Source organism: Rhodanobacter soli (assembly GCF_040548735.1).
GTDB classification, from domain to species: Bacteria; Pseudomonadota; Gammaproteobacteria; order Xanthomonadales; family Rhodanobacteraceae; genus Rhodanobacter; species Rhodanobacter soli_A.
Genome location: NZ_JBEPSD010000002.1, coordinates 67,728 through 83,521 on the forward strand (window position 1 = coordinate 67,728; position 15,794 = coordinate 83,521).

18 protein-coding genes are annotated in these 15,794 nt (G+C 69.0%); 9 read left to right on the forward strand and 9 right to left on the reverse strand.

The features are described from left to right. The first annotated feature begins 12 nt into the window (after window positions 1–12). Complete coding sequence (locus tag ABIE04_RS11115; protein WP_354550029.1) at window positions 13–441, forward strand: hypothetical protein; 429 nt, start codon at window positions 13–15, stop codon at window positions 439–441. Window positions 442–528: 87 nt separating this feature from the next. Here the strand turns inward: ABIE04_RS11115 and ABIE04_RS11120 are convergent, their stop codons facing one another. Beyond that, the gene (locus ABIE04_RS11120; protein ID WP_354550031.1) at window positions 529–975 is read right to left on the reverse strand and encodes a DUF6491 family protein; all 447 of its coding nucleotides are present in this window, start codon (window positions 973–975) and stop codon (window positions 529–531) included. Window positions 976–1,211: 236 nt separating this feature from the next. Here ABIE04_RS11120 and egtB point away from each other — a divergent pair, with 236 nt between their 5' ends. Together egtB and egtD are read left to right on the forward strand one after the other, a co-directional pair. Then, window positions 1,212–2,462 carry an ergothioneine biosynthesis protein EgtB gene (egtB, locus tag ABIE04_RS11125; protein ID WP_354550033.1) on the forward strand — a complete coding sequence of 417 codons (1,251 nt, stop codon included), beginning with the start codon at window positions 1,212–1,214 and terminating at the stop codon, window positions 2,460–2,462. Beyond that, entirely contained in the window at window positions 2,459–3,448 is a 990-nt protein-coding gene (gene egtD, locus ABIE04_RS11130) for an L-histidine N(alpha)-methyltransferase (protein ID WP_354550035.1), read from the forward strand. Before egtB ends, egtD begins: the two co-directional genes overlap by 4 nt. Before the next feature lie 42 nt (window positions 3,449–3,490). Here egtD and ABIE04_RS11135 read toward each other — a convergent pair whose 3' ends face one another. The 3 genes from ABIE04_RS11135 to ABIE04_RS11145 all read right to left on the reverse strand — a co-directional run bounded on the left by ABIE04_RS11135 (window position 3,491) and on the right by ABIE04_RS11145 (window position 6,328). Then, window positions 3,491–4,996, reverse strand: coding sequence for a S10 family peptidase (locus ABIE04_RS11135; protein ID WP_354550037.1), 1,506 nt, complete (start codon window positions 4,994–4,996; stop codon window positions 3,491–3,493). An 82-nt stretch (window positions 4,997–5,078) separates the two neighbouring features. Then, entirely contained in the window at window positions 5,079–5,705 is a 627-nt protein-coding gene (locus ABIE04_RS11140; RefSeq protein WP_354550039.1) for an NADPH-dependent FMN reductase, read from the reverse strand. Window positions 5,706–5,731: 26 nt separating this feature from the next. Beyond that, window positions 5,732–6,328 carry a LysE family translocator gene (locus ABIE04_RS11145; protein WP_354550041.1) on the reverse strand — a complete coding sequence of 199 codons (597 nt, stop codon included), beginning with the start codon at window positions 6,326–6,328 and terminating at the stop codon, window positions 5,732–5,734. Window positions 6,329–6,420: 92 nt separating this feature from the next. On the opposite strand from ABIE04_RS11145, the gene ABIE04_RS11150 reads away from it, so the two are divergent. Further along, window positions 6,421–7,326, forward strand: a complete 906-nt coding sequence (locus ABIE04_RS11150; RefSeq protein ID WP_354550043.1) for a LysR substrate-binding domain-containing protein — start codon at window positions 6,421–6,423, stop codon at window positions 7,324–7,326. Here ABIE04_RS11150 and trxC read toward each other — a convergent pair whose 3' ends face one another. Then, window positions 7,327–7,770, reverse strand: coding sequence for a thioredoxin TrxC (trxC, locus tag ABIE04_RS11155; RefSeq protein ID WP_354550045.1), 444 nt, complete (start codon window positions 7,768–7,770; stop codon window positions 7,327–7,329). An 88-nt stretch (window positions 7,771–7,858) separates the two neighbouring features. On the opposite strand from trxC, the gene ABIE04_RS11160 reads away from it, so the two are divergent. Further along, window positions 7,859–8,317 (forward strand): hypothetical protein, encoded by a 459-nt coding sequence (locus ABIE04_RS11160; RefSeq protein ID WP_354550047.1) that lies wholly within the window; start codon window positions 7,859–7,861, stop codon window positions 8,315–8,317. A 24-nt stretch (window positions 8,318–8,341) separates the two neighbouring features. On the opposite strand, the gene ABIE04_RS11165 is transcribed toward ABIE04_RS11160, so the two are convergent. The 3 genes from ABIE04_RS11165 to ABIE04_RS11175 form a co-directional block, all read right to left on the reverse strand. Then, complete coding sequence (locus tag ABIE04_RS11165) at window positions 8,342–9,148, reverse strand: SH3 domain-containing protein (RefSeq protein ID WP_354550049.1); 807 nt, start codon at window positions 9,146–9,148, stop codon at window positions 8,342–8,344. Between the two features lie 114 nt (window positions 9,149–9,262). Further along, complete coding sequence (gene msrB / locus ABIE04_RS11170) at window positions 9,263–9,865, reverse strand: peptide-methionine (R)-S-oxide reductase MsrB (protein ID WP_354550051.1); 603 nt, start codon at window positions 9,863–9,865, stop codon at window positions 9,263–9,265. Window positions 9,866–9,898: 33 nt separating this feature from the next. Continuing rightward, window positions 9,899–11,620: a cytochrome c biogenesis protein DipZ gene (locus tag ABIE04_RS11175; protein ID WP_354550053.1), complete on the reverse strand. Its 1,722-nt coding sequence runs from the start codon at window positions 11,618–11,620 to the stop codon at window positions 9,899–9,901. A gap of 127 nt (window positions 11,621–11,747) precedes the next feature. Here ABIE04_RS11175 and ABIE04_RS11180 point away from each other — a divergent pair, with 127 nt between their 5' ends. Both ABIE04_RS11180 and ABIE04_RS11185 read left to right on the forward strand, forming a co-directional pair. Continuing rightward, the gene (locus ABIE04_RS11180; protein ID WP_436410379.1) at window positions 11,748–12,413 is read left to right on the forward strand and encodes an RNA polymerase sigma factor; all 666 of its coding nucleotides are present in this window, start codon (window positions 11,748–11,750) and stop codon (window positions 12,411–12,413) included. Window positions 12,414–12,417: 4 nt separating this feature from the next. Then, a complete protein-coding gene (locus ABIE04_RS11185) occupies window positions 12,418–13,071 on the forward strand; it encodes an NrsF family protein (RefSeq protein ID WP_354551437.1) in 654 nt (217 codons plus the stop codon). A 2-nt stretch (window positions 13,072–13,073) separates the two neighbouring features. On the opposite strand, the gene ABIE04_RS11190 is transcribed toward ABIE04_RS11185, so the two are convergent. After that, the gene (locus tag ABIE04_RS11190) at window positions 13,074–13,556 is read right to left on the reverse strand and encodes a YajQ family cyclic di-GMP-binding protein (protein ID WP_354550055.1); all 483 of its coding nucleotides are present in this window, start codon (window positions 13,554–13,556) and stop codon (window positions 13,074–13,076) included. A gap of 38 nt (window positions 13,557–13,594) precedes the next feature. Here ABIE04_RS11190 and ABIE04_RS11195 point away from each other — a divergent pair, with 38 nt between their 5' ends. Both ABIE04_RS11195 and ABIE04_RS11200 read left to right on the forward strand, forming a co-directional pair. Further along, window positions 13,595–14,824 (forward strand): NAD(P)/FAD-dependent oxidoreductase, encoded by a 1,230-nt coding sequence (locus ABIE04_RS11195; protein ID WP_436410380.1) that lies wholly within the window; start codon window positions 13,595–13,597, stop codon window positions 14,822–14,824. 84 nt (window positions 14,825–14,908) lie between these two features. Next, window positions 14,909–15,793, forward strand: a complete 885-nt coding sequence (locus ABIE04_RS11200) for an NAD(P)-dependent oxidoreductase (RefSeq protein ID WP_354550059.1) — start codon at window positions 14,909–14,911, stop codon at window positions 15,791–15,793. Window position 15,794: the final 1 nt, after the last annotated feature.

Sequence of the window (15,794 nt, forward strand, 5' to 3'; positions counted from 1 at the left end):
CGGAGAGCGATCATGACCCAACGTTTCAGCGGTGCAGGCAAGCTGGCAGCCATCGGTCTGGCAGTCGCGGCGGCGGTGGCGATGCCACTGAGCGCGTCTGCGCGTGGTCATGGCTACTACGGCGGTGGCTATCACGGCGGTTACCATGGTGGCTATCACGGTGGTTACTACGGCCATGGCCATGGCGGTCACTGGAGCGGCGGTCGCTGGATCGCCGGTGCGATCGTCACCGGTGCAGTGATCGGCCTAGTCGACAACGCGCTGCGCCCGGCGCCGGTGTACTACGGCGCGCCGGTTTACGGCCCGCCCCGCACAGTGATCTATGAGGATGCCCCGGTGGTGCGTCGTCGCGTGGTCGAGACCCGTACAGTGGTGTACGACGACCCGTACCAGACGCGCTACATCCGTGACGATGGCTACGATTACGACGACGGCGATTGAGCCCGGCGGCCACGCCACCACATCCGATACGAAGGGTCCGGCATGCCGGACCCTTCGTTTTTCAGCGCAACCTGGCGTTGCATCCGTTCAATGGGCAGGCACGGTCGTCGGCTGCTCGGCGCCGCTGCCATGACGTATGGCGCGGGCACTGAGCTGATCGAAGCGGTCCTTGTCGATCTTGCTGACTGACTGGATCGCGCACGGTGGCTGGTAGCGTGAGTGCACGGTCTCGCCCACCTCGCCGCAGATGCGGCTGCGATTGACGACGGTATTGGATGGGTTGGCGCGGAAGATCAGCCCGGGCGGAGGGGTACCCAGTCGCGGACAGTCGCTCTGCAACGTCACCAGGTAGCGTTTGGGACCGGTGCGCACGATGGCGGTGCGGGCGTCCACGATGTGCCATTCGTTGATCTGGGTAGTGTCAATGCAATCGGCCGTATGCAGCGGTGATCGGGCGGGTACCGTCTCGGCGGCTTGCGCGGCACCGACGCCGACGCCGAGAGCGAGCAACAGGGTGGGGAGGATCGTTTTCATGGGCGTTACCTCGTCTGTTTCGGGTAATACGCGTACCGTGAATTCAGTCACGGGGTCGGCATGCCGGCCAGCATCGGCACGGGCATGGGGGACGGCCGCTGCAAAGTATCTGCCATCTTCATATCACAAGAAGTGAACGGTTGACGCGGCATGCTTGATGACATGTTTTTGATCGACAAAGCCCCCGACACCTCACGCAACGCGGCCGCTTTGCCGGCCGTGCCCAGGGAGTTGCGATGACGACCTGGCACGCCTCCGCACCTGCAGGTATCGCGGCCCGATTCCTGCAGGTGCGGCAACGGACACTGGAACTCTGCGCCAGCCTCAGCGCCGAGGATCTGCAACTGCAGTCGATGCCCGACGCCAGTCCCGGCAAGTGGCACCTGGCGCATACCAGCTGGTTCTTCGAGCAGTTCGTGCTGGGCCACGACCCGGCCTATCGGCCGCGCGATCCGGCCTGGCATTACCTGTTCAACTCCTACTACCAGTCGGTCGGGCCGATGCACGCACGGCCGCAGCGTGGCCTGCTGTCGCGGCCGTCGCTGGACGAGGTGCGCGATTACCGGCGTTACATCGACGAAGCGGTAGGCGAACTGCTCAACCGCGCCGACGATGCAGAGCTGCCCGGGCTGGTCGAGCTGGGTCTCCAGCACGAACAGCAGCATCAGGAATTGCTGTTGACCGACATCAAGCACGCGTTCTGGTGCAATCCGTTGCAGCCGGCCTATCGCGCGCCGATTGCCGCGTCGGCAGACGCGAAAGCCGTGCCGCTGCGCTTCGTCGATGGCCGCGAGGGCATCGTCGAGATCGGTCATCGTGGCGAGGGCTTCGCGTTCGACAACGAGACCCCGCGCCACCGCACCCTGCTGCAGCCGCACGCACTGGCCAACCGCCTGGTGACCAATGCCGAATACCTGGCCTTCGTGCGCGAAGGCGGCTACCGCGAACCCGGGTTGTGGCTGTCCGACGGCTGGGCCACGCTGCAGCGCGAGGGCTGGCAGCATCCGATCTACTGGCAGGACGACCTGGCCAGCGAATTCACCCTGGCCGGCGTGCGCGCGCTCGATCCGCACGAACCGGTGTGCCATCTCAGCTATTACGAGGCCGAGGCGTTCGCGCGCTGGGCCGGCGCGCGGCTGCCCACCGAGGCCGAGTGGGAATCGACGGCGCAGGGCGTCGCGATCGACGGCAACCTGCAGGACGCGCAGCGCTTCCAGCCGTGTGCGGCACATGGCGACAGCGGCCTGCTGCAGCTGTACGGCGACGTGTGGGAGTGGACCGCCTCGCCCTACGTCAGCTACCCGGGCTTCCGCCCGCTGCCCGGTTCGCTGGGCGAGTACAACGGCAAATTCATGTGCGGACAATGGGTGTTGCGCGGCGGTTCCTGCGCCACCCCGCGCGACCATATTCGCGCCAGTTACCGCAATTTCTTTCCACCCCAGGCCCGCTGGCAGTTTGCTGGGCTACGACTGGGACAGGACCGATGAGCAGCGTGCAACCTTTTGGCATCAGCGACGACGACCGTCGTCCGCCATCAAGCGATCTTCTGGAAGTCGTCCAGCGCGGCCTCGGCGCGAAGCCCAAGCGGCTGCCGTCGTGGCTGTTCTACGACGAGCGCGGCTCGATGCTGTTCGAGCGAATCTGCGAGCAGCCGGAGTATTACCTCACGCGCTGCGAGACCGCGCTGATGGATGAGCACGCGCCCGGCATCGCCGATGAACTCGGTGCCGACGTGCGCCTGGTCGAGTACGGCAGCGGCAATGCGCACAAGACCCGCATGCTGCTCGAACACCTGCATGCGCCGGTGGCCTACGTGCCGGTGGAGATTTCGCCGGAGCCGCTGCGGCAAAGCGTCGAGCGGCTGGCGGCGGCGTTCCCGCAGCTGCCGCTGCAGCCGCTGTGCGCGGATTTCAGCAAGCCGCTGCGACTGCCGATTCCGCCACGCGCGCCGCGGCGCACCGTGCTGTATTTCCCCGGCTCCACCATCGGCAATTTCGAGAACCGCGAAGCCGCCGTGCTGCTGCGCAAGATGCGCAACGAGATGGGCGATGCCGGCGGCATCCTGATCGGTGTGGACCTGAAGAAGGATCCCGCGCTGATCGAGGCGGCCTACAATGACCGCGCCGGCGTCACCGCCGAGTTCACCCTGAACATGCTGGCGCGGCTGAACCGCGAGATCGGCAGCAACTTCGAGCTGTCGGCGTTCGCGCATCGCGCGCATTACAACCCGATGGCCGGACGCATCGAGACGCACCTCGTCAGCCGCCGCGAGCAGCAGGTCAAAGTCGGCCGCGTGAACGTGCCGTTCCGCGCCGACGAGGCGATCCAGGTCGAATACAGTTGCAAGTATTCGCTGGAGGACTTCGCCGCGCTGGCCGCACGCGCCGGGCTGGCCGTGAAGCGCGTGTGGACCGACCCGCAACGGATGTTCAGCGTGCAATACCTGGTGCGCGCCAGCACGCTCGCGCGCTGAGCGCGAGGCGGGCGCGCGCATCCAGGCCTGCGGCGGGTTACCTCATTTGACGCCGTACAACGCCTTCACGTCGCCGGTCAGCGCGGCCTGGCTGTCCGCCCGCGCGTAGAACATGTGGCCGCCGGGATAGTTCTTCACCTGCACGCGGGTCGGGTCGCCCATCGCCGGCATCTGGTCGACGATCAGCACCGAGGCCATGAACGGGCAGGACAGGTCGTCCCAGCCGTGCGCGATCAGCACGCGAAGGCCCGGATCGTTGGCGACCGCCTCGCGCAGTTGCGACACCGAACCCTTGTTCGCATCCTCGTCCTCGTGCCACAGCTTGTTCACTTCGTAGCTGAGCGCGTTGTAGCGGCCGTCGTATTTCCAGCCGACCGTCTGGGTGACGAAGTTGACCATCGCCGTGGTGGTAGGCGCGATGATGCCGTTGAGGATCGGATCGCCGGTCTGCTGGTGCGGCGCGTACGGGAACGGGTCCCAGGCGGTGACGTTGGAGTCGTAGCGGCTGCCCAGCTTGCCTTCGGCGCGATATACCTCGCGCAGATAGGCCTGGGTCTCGATGCGGCCGCCGGAGCGCTTCACGAACAGCGGATCCAGCCCGGTCAGCTCGGTGACCTTCTTCACCACGCGATCGGTGGCCTGCGGGTCGGAGCGGCCGCGCATCAGGTCGCTGGCGTATTCGCCGCGGGTGTACTCGATGATCGGCGCCATCGCCGCGGCGCTGAGCTTGTGCTCGCGCTCCAGGTGCGCGGCGGCAATCGAGGGCAGGGTGAGCATCCACGGCAGCGGCGACACGTTCTCGTCGTCCGATGCCGCCGGGTCGAGATAGGGCGACAGCAGCACCACGCCGTTCATCGCCACGCCGAGCCGGGTCTGCAGGTACTCGGTGATGCGCGGTCCGCGAAAGCCGCCGTAGCTCTCGCCGACCAGATACTTGCGCGAGCTCATGCGGCCGTTCTTGACCAGCCAGTCGTAGACGATGCGCGACAGGTACTGGATGTCGTTGTCGGTGCTGTAGAACTGCTTGGTCGCTTCCTTGTCGTCGACCAGCGCGCGGCTGTAGCCGGTGCCCACCGGATCGATGAACACAAGGTCGGTGAAGCCCAGCCAGGTGCCGGGGTTGTCGTGCAGCGTCGCCGGGTCGGACGGGTTGTCGCCCTCGACGCCGAAGTTCACCCTCTTCGGTCCGATCGCGCCGAGGTTCAGGTACACCGACGAGGCGCCCGGACCGCCGTTGAGCGCGAAAGTCACCGGTCGTTCCTTGCCAGCCATGGTATAGGCGGTGAACACCACTTCGCCGGTGGTCTTGCCCTTGTCGTCACGCACCGGCAGCGAGCCGACGGTGACCGTGTACTTGAGCGTGCGGCCGTCCACCGAGGCCGATTGCGTCACGTGCGCGTCGGCAGGCAGCGGCGGCAGCTGGAAGCCATCGCTGCTGGCCGCATCCGGCGCCGCCGGCTTGTGGGTGTCGCCGGCGAAGGCCGGGGCAATGTTGGACCCGGCCAGCACGAAGGCCGCCAGCAGGACGGATTGCAGGGACTTGCGCACGGTTTTTCCTCGCGGGCGAAAGCGGCAAGCTTAACCGGCCGCGCCGTGGTGGGGGTGTGCGTAAAGGCATGGGTGATCGCGGTCAGCGCCGTGCCACCACCGCGGACTCCAGCCTGCCGAATGACGGCGCCATGCGCTCCATCCATCGCTCGAACGCCAGCGTGAAATCCTGCAGCGACTGCGCGATGGACAGGTCGGTCAGCGCGCCGCCCGCATCGAAGCGGCTGGCCGCATTCGCCACGAACAGGGTCGGGGTGGGCATCACCAGGGCGCCGCAGGTATGCAGCACCTGGCGCAGCGAGGCCTGCGCCAGGCGCGTGCCCCACGGACCGCTGCTGGCGCCGAGTACGCCGACGGGTTTTTCCGACAGCACCTCGCCCGCGGGGCTTTCGCGCGAGAGCCAGTCCAGCGCGTTCTTCAGCACGCCGGGCATGGCATGGTTGTACTCGGGCGTGGCGATGATCAGGCCGTCCGCGGCGGCGATCGCCGCGCGCAGCGCCTGCACGCCGGCGGGGCCGGCCGGTTCGCGCTGCTCCAGGTCCTCGTCGAACAGCGGCACGGCGGACAGCGCGTCGTAGACGTCCAGTTGCAGCGTCGCCGGTGCCTGGGCCACGGCCGCCTGCAGCAGGGTGCGGTTCCAGGAATCGCGGCGCAGGCTGCCGGCAAGGCACAGCACGCGGCGGGCGGGAGTCGTGTGGAAGGTGGTCATTTCGGTATCTCCGGTGAGCCAAAGAATCAGGGTTCGATCAGCAACAGGAAGGCGCAGGCCATCAGCAGGGCGCCCATCGCGATGTCGACGGCGCGGCGGACCGTGGGGCGTACCAGCCAGCGGGCCAGCCACGCGCCCAGCGCGGCCCACAGCAGCAGGCACAGGGTGGGGATCAGCACGAACAGTCCGGCCAGAGGCAGGTAATCGCGCAGGCCGGTGCTCGGCATCGCCGCCAGCACGGTCAGCACGATCACCCAGCTTTTCGGGTTGAGGAACTGGAAGCCGATCAGGCCCAGCGTTCCGGCCGGCAAGGTTGCCGGCGTGGCGGCGGCGCGTCGTGGCGCGATGCCGGCAGCGCACAGCGATACCCCGAGCCAGACCAGGTACAGGGCACCGATCGCGCCGGCCCACCGCCGCAGTGGCGGGTGTGTGGCGAAAGCCGCGCCCGCACCCAGCGCCATCACCGCGAGCAGCAGCAGGCCGCCGCACACGATGCCGACGATCGCCGGCATCGCGCCGCGCAGGCCGGCATGCCCTGCCGCACGCAGCACCACCAGGTTGTTCGGGCCGGGCGTGATCGCGGCCACGCAGAGCAGGCCGCACACGGCGAGCAACGGATTCATGGCATGTACCTCATCGCTAATGGTCGGATGAAGTACATTCTCGGGACTGAAGTTGGTCTGTGCCGCGTGATTTATGGTCTAGAATTGCGACCATGAACGAGCTGCCGCTGAACGCCTTGCGTGCCTTCGCCATGGTCTATGCCCACGGCGGCGTACGCGCCGCTGCGCGCGAGCTGGGCATGGCGCACTCCTCGGTAAGCCGGCATCTGGGCGAGCTGGATCGCTGGCTGGGGGTGCCGCTGCTGCGCACGGCGGCCGGGCGCGGCGCGCTGGTTTTCACGCCGCAGGGCGAGGCGCTGGGTCGTGCCACGCTGTCCGGCCTGCGCGAGATCGAACAGGCGGTGGCGGCGTTGCGCGAAACCCGCCCGGCGCATGCGGTGACCCTGTCCGCCTCGCCATCGTTCGCGATCCGCTGGCTGCTGCCGCGACTGCCCGCACTGGAGAAGGCGCATCCGAAGATCGAACTGTCGGTGCAGGTGGAGCAGCGCCTCGATGCGCTGGACGACGGCCGCATCGATCTGGCCATCCGCATGGGCAAGGGGCCGTGGCCGGCGCTGCATGCCGAACCGCTGATGGACGACGCGCTGTATCCGGTGATGAGCCCGGCGCTGTGGCAGGCGTCCGGACGTCCATCCAGGCCGGCTCAACTGGCCGGCCTGCGCCTGCTGCACGATCGCGATCCGCAGGCGGCGTGGGAGTTGTGGCGGCAGGCGCACGGGCCGGCGAAACTTTCGCTGCAGGGCGGCGCGCGCTACACCTCGTCCGACCTGGTGCTGCGCGCGGCGATGCAGGGCCAGGGCGTGGCGCTGGCGCGGCACCGGCTGGCGGCGGACGACGTGGCGAACGGCAGCCTGCTGCGCCCGTTCGGCGAACTCAGCGTGCCGCTGGGACCGTCGTACTGGATCGTGCGGCCGCCCGCAAAACCGCGTGCGGCAGTGGCCGCGGTGATCGACTGGCTACGCTGGCAGGCGGCGGGTACCGGCCAGCCAGCCCTGTGATCAGCCGCGCGCCAGCGCGCCCTCGACGAACTGCTGCAGCTGTGCCGCGTTCAGCGCGCCAGACTGCCGCGCGATCTCGCGGCCCTGTTTGAACAGGATCAAGGTGGGAATGCTGCGGATATTGAAACGCCCGGCCAGTTGCGGCTGCGCCTCGGTATCCAGCTTGGCCAGCCGCAGGCGCGGTTCGAACTTGCCGGCGGCCTGCACGAACACCGGCGCGAAGCCGACGCACGGACCGCACCATGGCGCCCAGAAATCCACCAGCACCGGCAGGTCGCCGCGGCCGGCGATCGCGTCGAAGTTCGCCGCAGTCAGCTCCACCGGGTGTCCCTCGAACAGCGCCTGCTTGCAGCGGCCGCAGTTCGGATGCTCGCCGACCCGTTCGGCCGGCACGCGATTGAGCGCGCCGCAATGCGGACAGGGGATGGCCAGTGGTGTACTCATGGCAGACTCACTCCGAGAACAGGTCAGGCGCCGGGCGCCCACGCCGACAAGATGGCGGCGGGAGCCTCCGAATCCAAGCGGAGCCGACATGCTGCAACGTCCCGATGCATTCGCTTCACGCTGGCCGCGGCGTAGCCTGCTCGCGCTGGGCATGTTGTGGACCTCGCCGAACAGCCTGCTCGGCTTGCTGCTGGGCGTGGCCGGCCTGGCCTTCGGCGCGCGCATGCGCTGGCAGCAGCGCGAACGGGCGCTGGTGGTGCGCCGCTGGCCGTGGGGGCGCGGCGGGGCGCTGACCCTGGGCAACGTGATCGTGCATACCGGCGAGCGCCTGGATACGCCATGCCTCACCTACGCGCATCGCGCCGGCCGTTGCATCGAACCGCCGGTGTCGCTCGCCGACCATGAACGCGCGCACGTCTACCAGTACATGCTGCTGGGCCCGCTGTTCCTGCCGCTGTACCTGCTGTGCGGTGGGGTCAGCGCGCGCAACCCGTTCGAGCGCGCGGCCGACCGCTACGCCAGCTCGGGGCGCGGCTGGTGGCCGTGATCGCGCACGGCGCCGCCACGGCGATCAATGGCCGTCGTGATTCCCGTGATCGTTCTTCTTGTCGGCGGATTTCGGCTTGGCATGGCCGGAGCGGGCCGGCTCGCCGTGCGCGGCGTTCGACGGGCGATGGCCTTGCTGGCTGGCCGCGTTGCCGCCGTGCGCTTCCGGCCGGGTTTGCCGGACCGGACGTGCCGCGTTGCCCTGTTGCGGCGCCGTGGGTGGACGCTGGCTGGTGGCGGGGTGCCGCTGCCGGTTGTCCTCGTAGGGCCGCGGCTGCTGGTCCTGCTGCGGGCGCATGTCGTGTGTGCTGCCCCGGCGCGGCTGCGGCCGGTCGTTGCCCGGTGACCGATGGTCGTTCAATGCACGTACCGGCGGCCGGTACGGGTGGCGCATCGGCGGCGGCGGTGGCCGGCGCACGACCGGGCGGTGGTACCAGCGCTCGCGCTCGCGATAGAACGGCCTGCCGCGGTAGTGGCTGTCCCAGTAGGTGCTGATCACGAAGGTAATGATCGGGATGCCGATCTGCGCGCCGTAGGCTGGCAGCAGCACCGGCCGATCCTGGTAGAAGTATTCGACATAGTTGCCGGCGACCCAGCCTCGGTTGCCGTAGGCGATCACGTCGCACCATTCCCAGCCGTCGGTGCATCCCAGCACGTCGACCTCGGTGCCCGCCGGGATCAGGTCGATCAGCGGATAGCTCGGATCGGGACCGGCGCGCAGGTTGACGTTGCCGGTGACGTAACCGTCCGCCGCGTGTGCCAGCACCGGGAAGGCCAGCGATGCCGCGGCCAGCGACAACACGGCCAGGGTAGATCGGGCAAGGCGTTTCATGCGGGCGATCTCCAGCGAGTGGATTGGATGTCGCCGGCAGTATATGCACCTGCCTGTGTGACGCCGCCGTAGCCGCAAGACGGCGGAGTCATCTTTCGTACATCGTCGTGACGCTCAGGCCGTCGTGCGTGGCACGAAGCGCAGCGCCACCGAGTTCATGCAGTAGCGCAGGCCGGTCGGCCGCGGGCCGTCGTCGAAGACGTGGCCGAGGTGGCTGTCGCAGCCGGCGCAGGAAACGGCGATGCGCTCCCAGCCGAAGCTGTGGTCGCTGCGCTCGATCACGTTGCTCTTCGCGATCGGCTGCCAGAAGCTGGGCCAGCCGGTGCCGGAATCGAACTCGGTGGCCGCGTCGTACAGCGCGGTGGCGCAGGCCACGCAGCGGAACAGCCCGGGCACGGCGGGCCGCTCGTGCTCGCCGCTGAACGCGCGCTCGGTGCCCTCGCGGCGCATGATGTCGTACGCCGCCGGCGACAGCCGCTGCTGCCATTGCGCGTCGCTCAGCACCAGCTTCGCCACCTTGCGCGCGCCGAGGTCGTGGCCGGCGTCGTCGAAGATTTCCAGCAACACCTCGCCGGGCGTGCCCACCGGCGTGCTCGCCGCGGCGTACAGCCGCGGCAGCAGCAGGCCGCCGCCAACGGCCAGCAACGCGCCCCCGCCAAGGGCGGCGCGCAGGAAGCGGCGGCGGTCCATCGCGAGGGTTTCATCGATGCGGGACATGACAGCCTCCGTGGAGATGCATGCAGGGTTCAATCAACCGAACGTGAACGCGTACGCCTGCACGCCCGGATCCAGGAACTCGATCTCGAACAGTCGCTCGCCGCTGCCGTGGGCCTGGCGTACCAGCTGATACAGCCGCTGACTGGTGACCGTGCCGTTGCCGTCGGCGTCGGTGTCCATGCCGTGGTCGGCGCCGGGTGGCTTGCCGTCGATGGTGACGCGGTAGCGGATCGGCTTGCCGCCGCTGGCCGGGCCGAGCACCAGGTGCAGGTCGCGGCCGCGGAAGCGGTAGACGATGGTGCCGCCGGCCTGCTCCAGTTGCGCGTTCTCGTCGTGCACGGTCCAGCGGCCGTCGAGCGACCACTGGTCCGCGGCGAGCGAGGCGGGCGCGTGATAGTCGCGGGCATCGTCGCGCGCCACCCGGCCGCCGACGAAGTTCATCGCGCGGGCGTAGCCGACGTAGGTCTCGGGCGAACGGGTGGGATCGTTCGACGCGGCGGCCTCGACGCCGCGATGGTCGTCGCTGACGTAGCCGCCGGGCAGGTTCTTCTGGCCGGCATCGGCCAGCAGCTGGCGGATCACGTCCTCGCTTTCCCGGTATTCGCCTTCGCCGAAGTGGTGATGGCGGATCTGTCCCTGCGCGTCGATGAAGTAGTGCGCCGGCCAGTACTCGTTGTTGAAGCCTTTCCAGATCGCGTAGTCGTTGTCCAGCGCGACGGGATAGTCGACGCCAAGATCCTTGATGGCCTTGGCCACGTTGGCCGGATCTTTCTCGAACGCAAACTCCGGCGCATGCACGCCGATCACCACCAGGCCGTGGTCCTTGTACTTGTCGGCCCAGCCGCGCACGTACGGCAGCGCGCGGATGCAGTTGATGCAGGAGTACGTCCAGAAATCGACAAGCACCACCTTGCCGCGCAGCGATTCGGTGGTCAGCGGCGGGCTGTTCAGCCATTGCGTGGCGCCGGCCAGCGACGGGAACGTGCCTTCCACCGGCAGCGGCTCGCCGGCCTTCGGCGCCCGCTGCGGCGCCGGTGCCGGGCGCACGGCGTTGATCAGCTTCTGCTCGATGCCGCCGGTGCTGGCCAGCGAGACGCGGGTGAGCAGGCCGGTATCCAGTCCCAGCGCGATCGCGGCCACGCCGCACAGCACCAGCGCGCCGAGCGCGCGGCGCACCCACTCGCCGGCGCCGAGCGAACGCTTCATCAGCGCGAACACCTTGCCGCCGATCAGCAGCGCCAGGCCCAGCGAGGTCGCCGCGCCGGCGGCGTAGGTGAGCAGCAGCAAGGTGGTCTGCACGCTGGCGCCGTTCAGCGCGGCACCGGTCAGCAGCAGGCCCAGGATCGGTCCCGCGCAGGGCGCCCACAGCAGGCCGGTGGCGACGCCGAGGCCGGCCGCGCCCCAGACCGAATCGCCGTCGGTGGCGGAGCGCTGCGACAGCCGGTTGCCGAGCGCCACGAACGGGCGCGTGATCCACTCGGCCAGCCGGGTCGACAGCAGGGTCAGGCCGAGGAAGGCCAGCACCAGCATCGCCACGTAGCGGCCGTACTGGTTCGCGTGCACCGCCCAGCCGCCGCCGAGCGCGGCCAGCGTGGCGACCACGGCGAAGGTGATCGCCATGCCCAGCAGCATCGGGAACCCGTTGCGCATGAACGGCCGGTCAGCGCGGGCGAACACGAACGGCAGCACCGGCAGGATGCACGGGCTGAGGATGGTCAGTACGCCGCCGAGATAGGCGAGGATCAACACGAGCATGGGGGGCATCCGTGGAAGGTTGTCTGGTTATTCGCCGTTGCCCTGGCGAGGGTTACACGCCGGCACGAAGTAACGTCGGCGCCGGCTGCAGCGAATACCTGTCAGGCGTTCCGCCGCGGAGCGAAGCATGTCGCAAGTCTTGACCGCCACCGGCTTCATGGGTCTAGATAGTGGACTTTCCCTGCGGACGAGTCTCGACCAGACCGTGCCAGCCGACATCACCATGGCGAACGACAGCGAATCGCCCGGCCAGCGCCGGGCGGCATGGATGGCGGCGGCGCAGGCCGGCGACCGGCGGGCCTACGAGAAGCTGCTGGCCGATTCGGTGGCGCTGGTCCGTGCCACCGCGCGGCGCCATGGCGTGGCGCAGGATTACCTGGACGACGTGGTGCAGGAGACCCTGATCACCGTGCACCGCGTGCGCCATACCTACGACCCGGCCCGCTCGTACGATGCCTGGCTGACCGCGATCGCCAGCCGCCGCGCGATCGACGCCCTGCGCAGCCGCGGCCGTCGCGACAGCCGCGAACTGCACGACGACTACGCGCTCGACCAGCACCCGGATGCCGACGACGCCAGCGCCGCCGCCGAGAGCGGCCAGCGCGCGCAGCGCCTGCACGAGGCGATCGCCGAATTGCCGCCGGGGCAGCGCGAAGCGGTGGAACATCTGGGCCTGCGCGAGCGTTCGCTCAGCGAGGCGGCCGAGCTGACCGGACGCAACACCGGTGCGCTGAAAGTGAACCTGCACCGTGCGCTGAAGGCACTGCGCGAACGTTTCCATGGAGAACCCTGACGTGATGTCCGACCCGCAATCCCATGAGGCATTGATCGACCGCCTTGGCACCGACCTGGTGCCGGTGCGGCGTCTGCTGCCGCCATGGCTGCGTACCGCCGGCTGGTTGCTGGTGGTAATGGCGCTCGCGGTCGGGTTGCTGATGCATTACGGCGCGGACCCGATGCTGCGGCGCTGGGCCGCCACGCCGGACCTGGCCTGGGCCGGCATCGGTGCGGTGATCACCGCGGTCTGCGCGGCGTGGGCCGCGTTCGCGCTGGGCGTGCCGGGGCGCCGTGCGGCGTGGGCGTGGCTGCCGCTGCCCGGCGCCCTGCTGTGGGTCGGTGCCAGCGGCCTCGGCTGCCTGCGCACGTGGATCGCGCCGGGCACCGAACTCGCCGGCGTGCATCAGAGCGCCGACTGCCTGCTCTTCATCATCAGCTTTTCGGTGCCGCTGTCCGCCTTGCTGATCGTGCTGCTGCGCCGCGCCTGTCCGCTGCGGCCGGTGCTGACCGCGGTGCTGATCGGCCTGGCCAGCGCGGCGGCCTCGGCCAGCCTGCTGGAGATCTGCCACTCGTTCGACGCGGCCGCCACCGACCTGCTGACGCATGCGCTGGCGGTGGTCGTGGTGGTGGCGGCCAATGCCGCGATGGGCGGCCGGCTGCTGTCGAGAACCTGAGCTCAGTCGCGGAAGTTGTCGAACTGCAGCGGCAGTTCGACCTCGGACTTGCGCAGCACGGCCATCGCCGCCTGCAGGTCGTCGCGCTTCTTGCCGCTGACGCGCAGCTTGTCGCCGTTGATCTGCGCCTCGACCTTGAGCTTGGCCGCCTTCAGCTCGGCCACCAGCTTCTTCGCGACCGGCTGCTCGATGCCCTGCTTCACGGTGATCTTCTGCCGCGAGCCGCCCAGGTTGGTTTCCGGATCGCCGACGTCGAGCGCGCGGATGTCGATCTTCCGCGCGGTCAGCCGGCCGCGCAGGATGTCCAGCATCTGCTGCAGCTGGAATTCGCTGGGCGCGCTCTGGGTGATCACGCCGTCGTCCAGCACGTACTGCGCGTCCACGCCCTTGAAGTCGAAGCGCGTGCTCAGCTCGCGGTTGGCCTGGTCGATCGCATTGGTCAATTCGTGCTTGTCGACTTCGGAGATCACGTCAAAGGAAGGCATGGCGGCGGCTCGCTGGAAACAGAGCCAAAGTGTAAGCCATGCGGCCGGGTGATAATGCGCGACCAGTGGCGGCGCGAGGATGCCGGTTCGTGAAAGTGGACGTGTTGATCATCGGCGCCGGCGCCGCGGGCCTGATGTGCGCGATCGCCGCCGGCCAGCGCGGCCGCCGCGTGCTGGTGGTCGACCACGCCAACAAGATCGGCAAGAAGATCCTGATGTCCGGCGGTGGGCGCTGCAATTTCACCAACACGGGCGCGACGCCGGCGAACTACCTCTCGGCGAACCCGCATTTCGCCAAGTCCGCGCTGGCGCGCTACACGCCGTGGGATTTCATCGCGCTGGTCGAGAAGCACCGCATCGCCTATCACGAGAAGGAACTGGGCCAGCTGTTCTGCGACGACTCGTCCAAGCAAATCGTGCGCATGCTGCTGGACGAATGCGCCGCCTCAGGCGCCACGGTGGAAGCGAACTGCGGCGTGCAGCGCGTGCGCAAGACGCCGGAAGGCTTCGCCGTGCACACGGCGCGCGGCGAAGTGCATGCCGAATCGCTGGTGGTCGCTTCGGGCGGCCTGTCGATCCCCAGCATGGGCGCCAGCGGCTTCGGCTACGAACTGGCGCGCCAGTTCGGCCACGCCCTGCTGCCCACGCGCGCCGGCCTGGTGCCGTTGACCCTGAGCGGCAAGCACCAGGAGCATTACCAGGATCTCGCCGGCGTGGCGCTGCCCGCGGTGGAGGCGCGCGTCGGCAAGCAAGGCTTTCGCGCAGGCCTGCTGTTCACCCACCGCGGCATCAGCGGACCGGCGATCCTGCAGATTTCTTCCTACTGGCAACCGGGCGACGACCTGCGCATCGACCTGCTGCCGGACCGGGACGCCGGCGCGCACCTGGTCGAGCAGCGCACGGCGCGGCCGCTGGCGGAACTGAAGACCGTGCTCGGCGACGCGCTGCCGAAACGCCTGGCGCAACGCTTGTGCGAGCAATGGTTCGATAACCGCCCGATGCGCCAGTACCGCGACGCCGAATTGAACCAGATCGGCGTGCAACTCAACGCCTGGCCGATCACCGCCAGCGGCACCGAAGGCTACCGCACCGCCGAAGTCACCCTGGGCGGCGTCGACACCGACGGGCTGTCCTCCAGCACGATGCAGTCGAAGCGGGTGCCGGGGCTGTACTTCATCGGCGAAGTGGTCGACGTCACCGGCTGGCTGGGCGGATACAACTTCCAGTGGGCGTGGGCCTCGGGGCAGGCGGCAGGGCAGGCGGTGTGAGGCTGCCCGCGCGCGGCGGATTTCGCATGGATTGAATATCCCGCGTGCTTCACTGTGCGCCGGTTTCGACGTGAGGACACCTGCATGAAAGTCGGATTCATCGGTCTCGGCGCGATGGGCAGCGCGATGGCTAGCAACCTGCTCGCGGCCGGCCACACGCTGACGGTGTGGAACCGTTCCGCCGCGGCCACCGAGCCGCTGGCCTCGCTGGGTGCCAGGGTGGCGCGCAGCGCCGACCGCGCTGCGCAGGGCGAGGCGCTATGCAGCATGCTGGCGAACGATCAGGCGGTGCGCGAAGTGTTCCTCGATGGCGGCCTGCTCGACGCGATGGATCGCGGCACCGTGCACGTCAACCACGCCACGATCTCGGTGGCGCTGGCGCAGGAGCTGGCCGCAGAGCACGAGAAGCGCGGGCTGGAGTACGTCGCCGCGCCGGTGTTCGGCCGTCCGGACATGGCCGCTGCGGCGAAGCTCAACATCCTGGTGGCCGGCAAGCCCGCCGCCATCGAACGCGTGCGGCCCCTGCTGGAGGCGATGGGCAGCAAGCTGTGGCCATTGGGCGAGGCGCCGGAGCGCGCGAACGTGGCGAAGATCGCGGGCAACTTCATGCTGGCGGCGGCGATCGAAAGCATGGCCGAAGCCACCGCGCTGACCCGTGCCCACGGCGTCAGCGCGGCGGATTTTCTCGACGTGATGACCAGTACCCTGTTTGCCGCGCCGGCCTATCAGGGCTACGGCAAGCTGATTGCCGAGCAACGCTTCAAGCCGGCCGGGTTCACGTTGCCGCTGGGCTACAAGGACGTGGGGCTGGCGCTGGCCGCGGGAGAGGCGCAGCGCGTGCCGCTACCGTTCGCCAGCGTGCTGCGCGACGCCATGCTGGAGGCGCTGGCCGCCGGCGATGCGGAGCTGGACTGGTCGGCGCTGGCGCTGGTCGCCGCGCGCCGGGCGCGTCTGGACGAACGCGAATAGC

Excerpts from the sequence above, each read along its gene's own strand:
- ABIE04_RS11115 (WP_354550029.1), top strand. The coding sequence starts at position 13 with ATGACCCAACGTTTCAGCGGTGCAGGCAAGCTGGCAGCCATCGGTCTG.
- ABIE04_RS11120 (WP_354550031.1), bottom strand. The coding sequence starts at position 975 with ATGAAAACGATCCTCCCCACCCTGTTGCTCGCTCTCGGCGTCGGCGTC.
- egtB (WP_354550033.1), top strand. The coding sequence starts at position 1,212 with ATGACGACCTGGCACGCCTCCGCACCTGCAGGTATCGCGGCCCGATTC.
- egtD (WP_354550035.1), top strand. The coding sequence starts at position 2,459 with ATGAGCAGCGTGCAACCTTTTGGCATCAGCGACGACGACCGTCGTCCG.
- ABIE04_RS11140 (WP_354550039.1), bottom strand. The coding sequence starts at position 5,705 with ATGACCACCTTCCACACGACTCCCGCCCGCCGCGTGCTGTGCCTTGCC.
- ABIE04_RS11145 (WP_354550041.1), bottom strand. The coding sequence starts at position 6,328 with ATGAATCCGTTGCTCGCCGTGTGCGGCCTGCTCTGCGTGGCCGCGATC.
- ABIE04_RS11150 (WP_354550043.1), top strand. The coding sequence starts at position 6,421 with ATGAACGAGCTGCCGCTGAACGCCTTGCGTGCCTTCGCCATGGTCTAT.
- trxC (WP_354550045.1), bottom strand. The coding sequence starts at position 7,770 with ATGAGTACACCACTGGCCATCCCCTGTCCGCATTGCGGCGCGCTCAAT.
- ABIE04_RS11160 (WP_354550047.1), top strand. The coding sequence starts at position 7,859 with ATGCTGCAACGTCCCGATGCATTCGCTTCACGCTGGCCGCGGCGTAGC.
- ABIE04_RS11165 (WP_354550049.1), bottom strand. The coding sequence starts at position 9,148 with ATGAAACGCCTTGCCCGATCTACCCTGGCCGTGTTGTCGCTGGCCGCG.
- msrB (WP_354550051.1), bottom strand. The coding sequence starts at position 9,865 with ATGTCCCGCATCGATGAAACCCTCGCGATGGACCGCCGCCGCTTCCTG.
- ABIE04_RS11175 (WP_354550053.1), bottom strand. The coding sequence starts at position 11,620 with ATGCTCGTGTTGATCCTCGCCTATCTCGGCGGCGTACTGACCATCCTC.
- ABIE04_RS11180 (WP_436410379.1), top strand. The coding sequence starts at position 11,748 with ATGTCGCAAGTCTTGACCGCCACCGGCTTCATGGGTCTAGATAGTGGA.
- ABIE04_RS11185 (WP_354551437.1), top strand. The coding sequence starts at position 12,418 with ATGTCCGACCCGCAATCCCATGAGGCATTGATCGACCGCCTTGGCACC.
- ABIE04_RS11190 (WP_354550055.1), bottom strand. The coding sequence starts at position 13,556 with ATGCCTTCCTTTGACGTGATCTCCGAAGTCGACAAGCACGAATTGACC.
- ABIE04_RS11195 (WP_436410380.1), top strand. The coding sequence starts at position 13,595 with ATGCGGCCGGGTGATAATGCGCGACCAGTGGCGGCGCGAGGATGCCGG.
- ABIE04_RS11200 (WP_354550059.1), top strand. The coding sequence starts at position 14,909 with ATGAAAGTCGGATTCATCGGTCTCGGCGCGATGGGCAGCGCGATGGCT.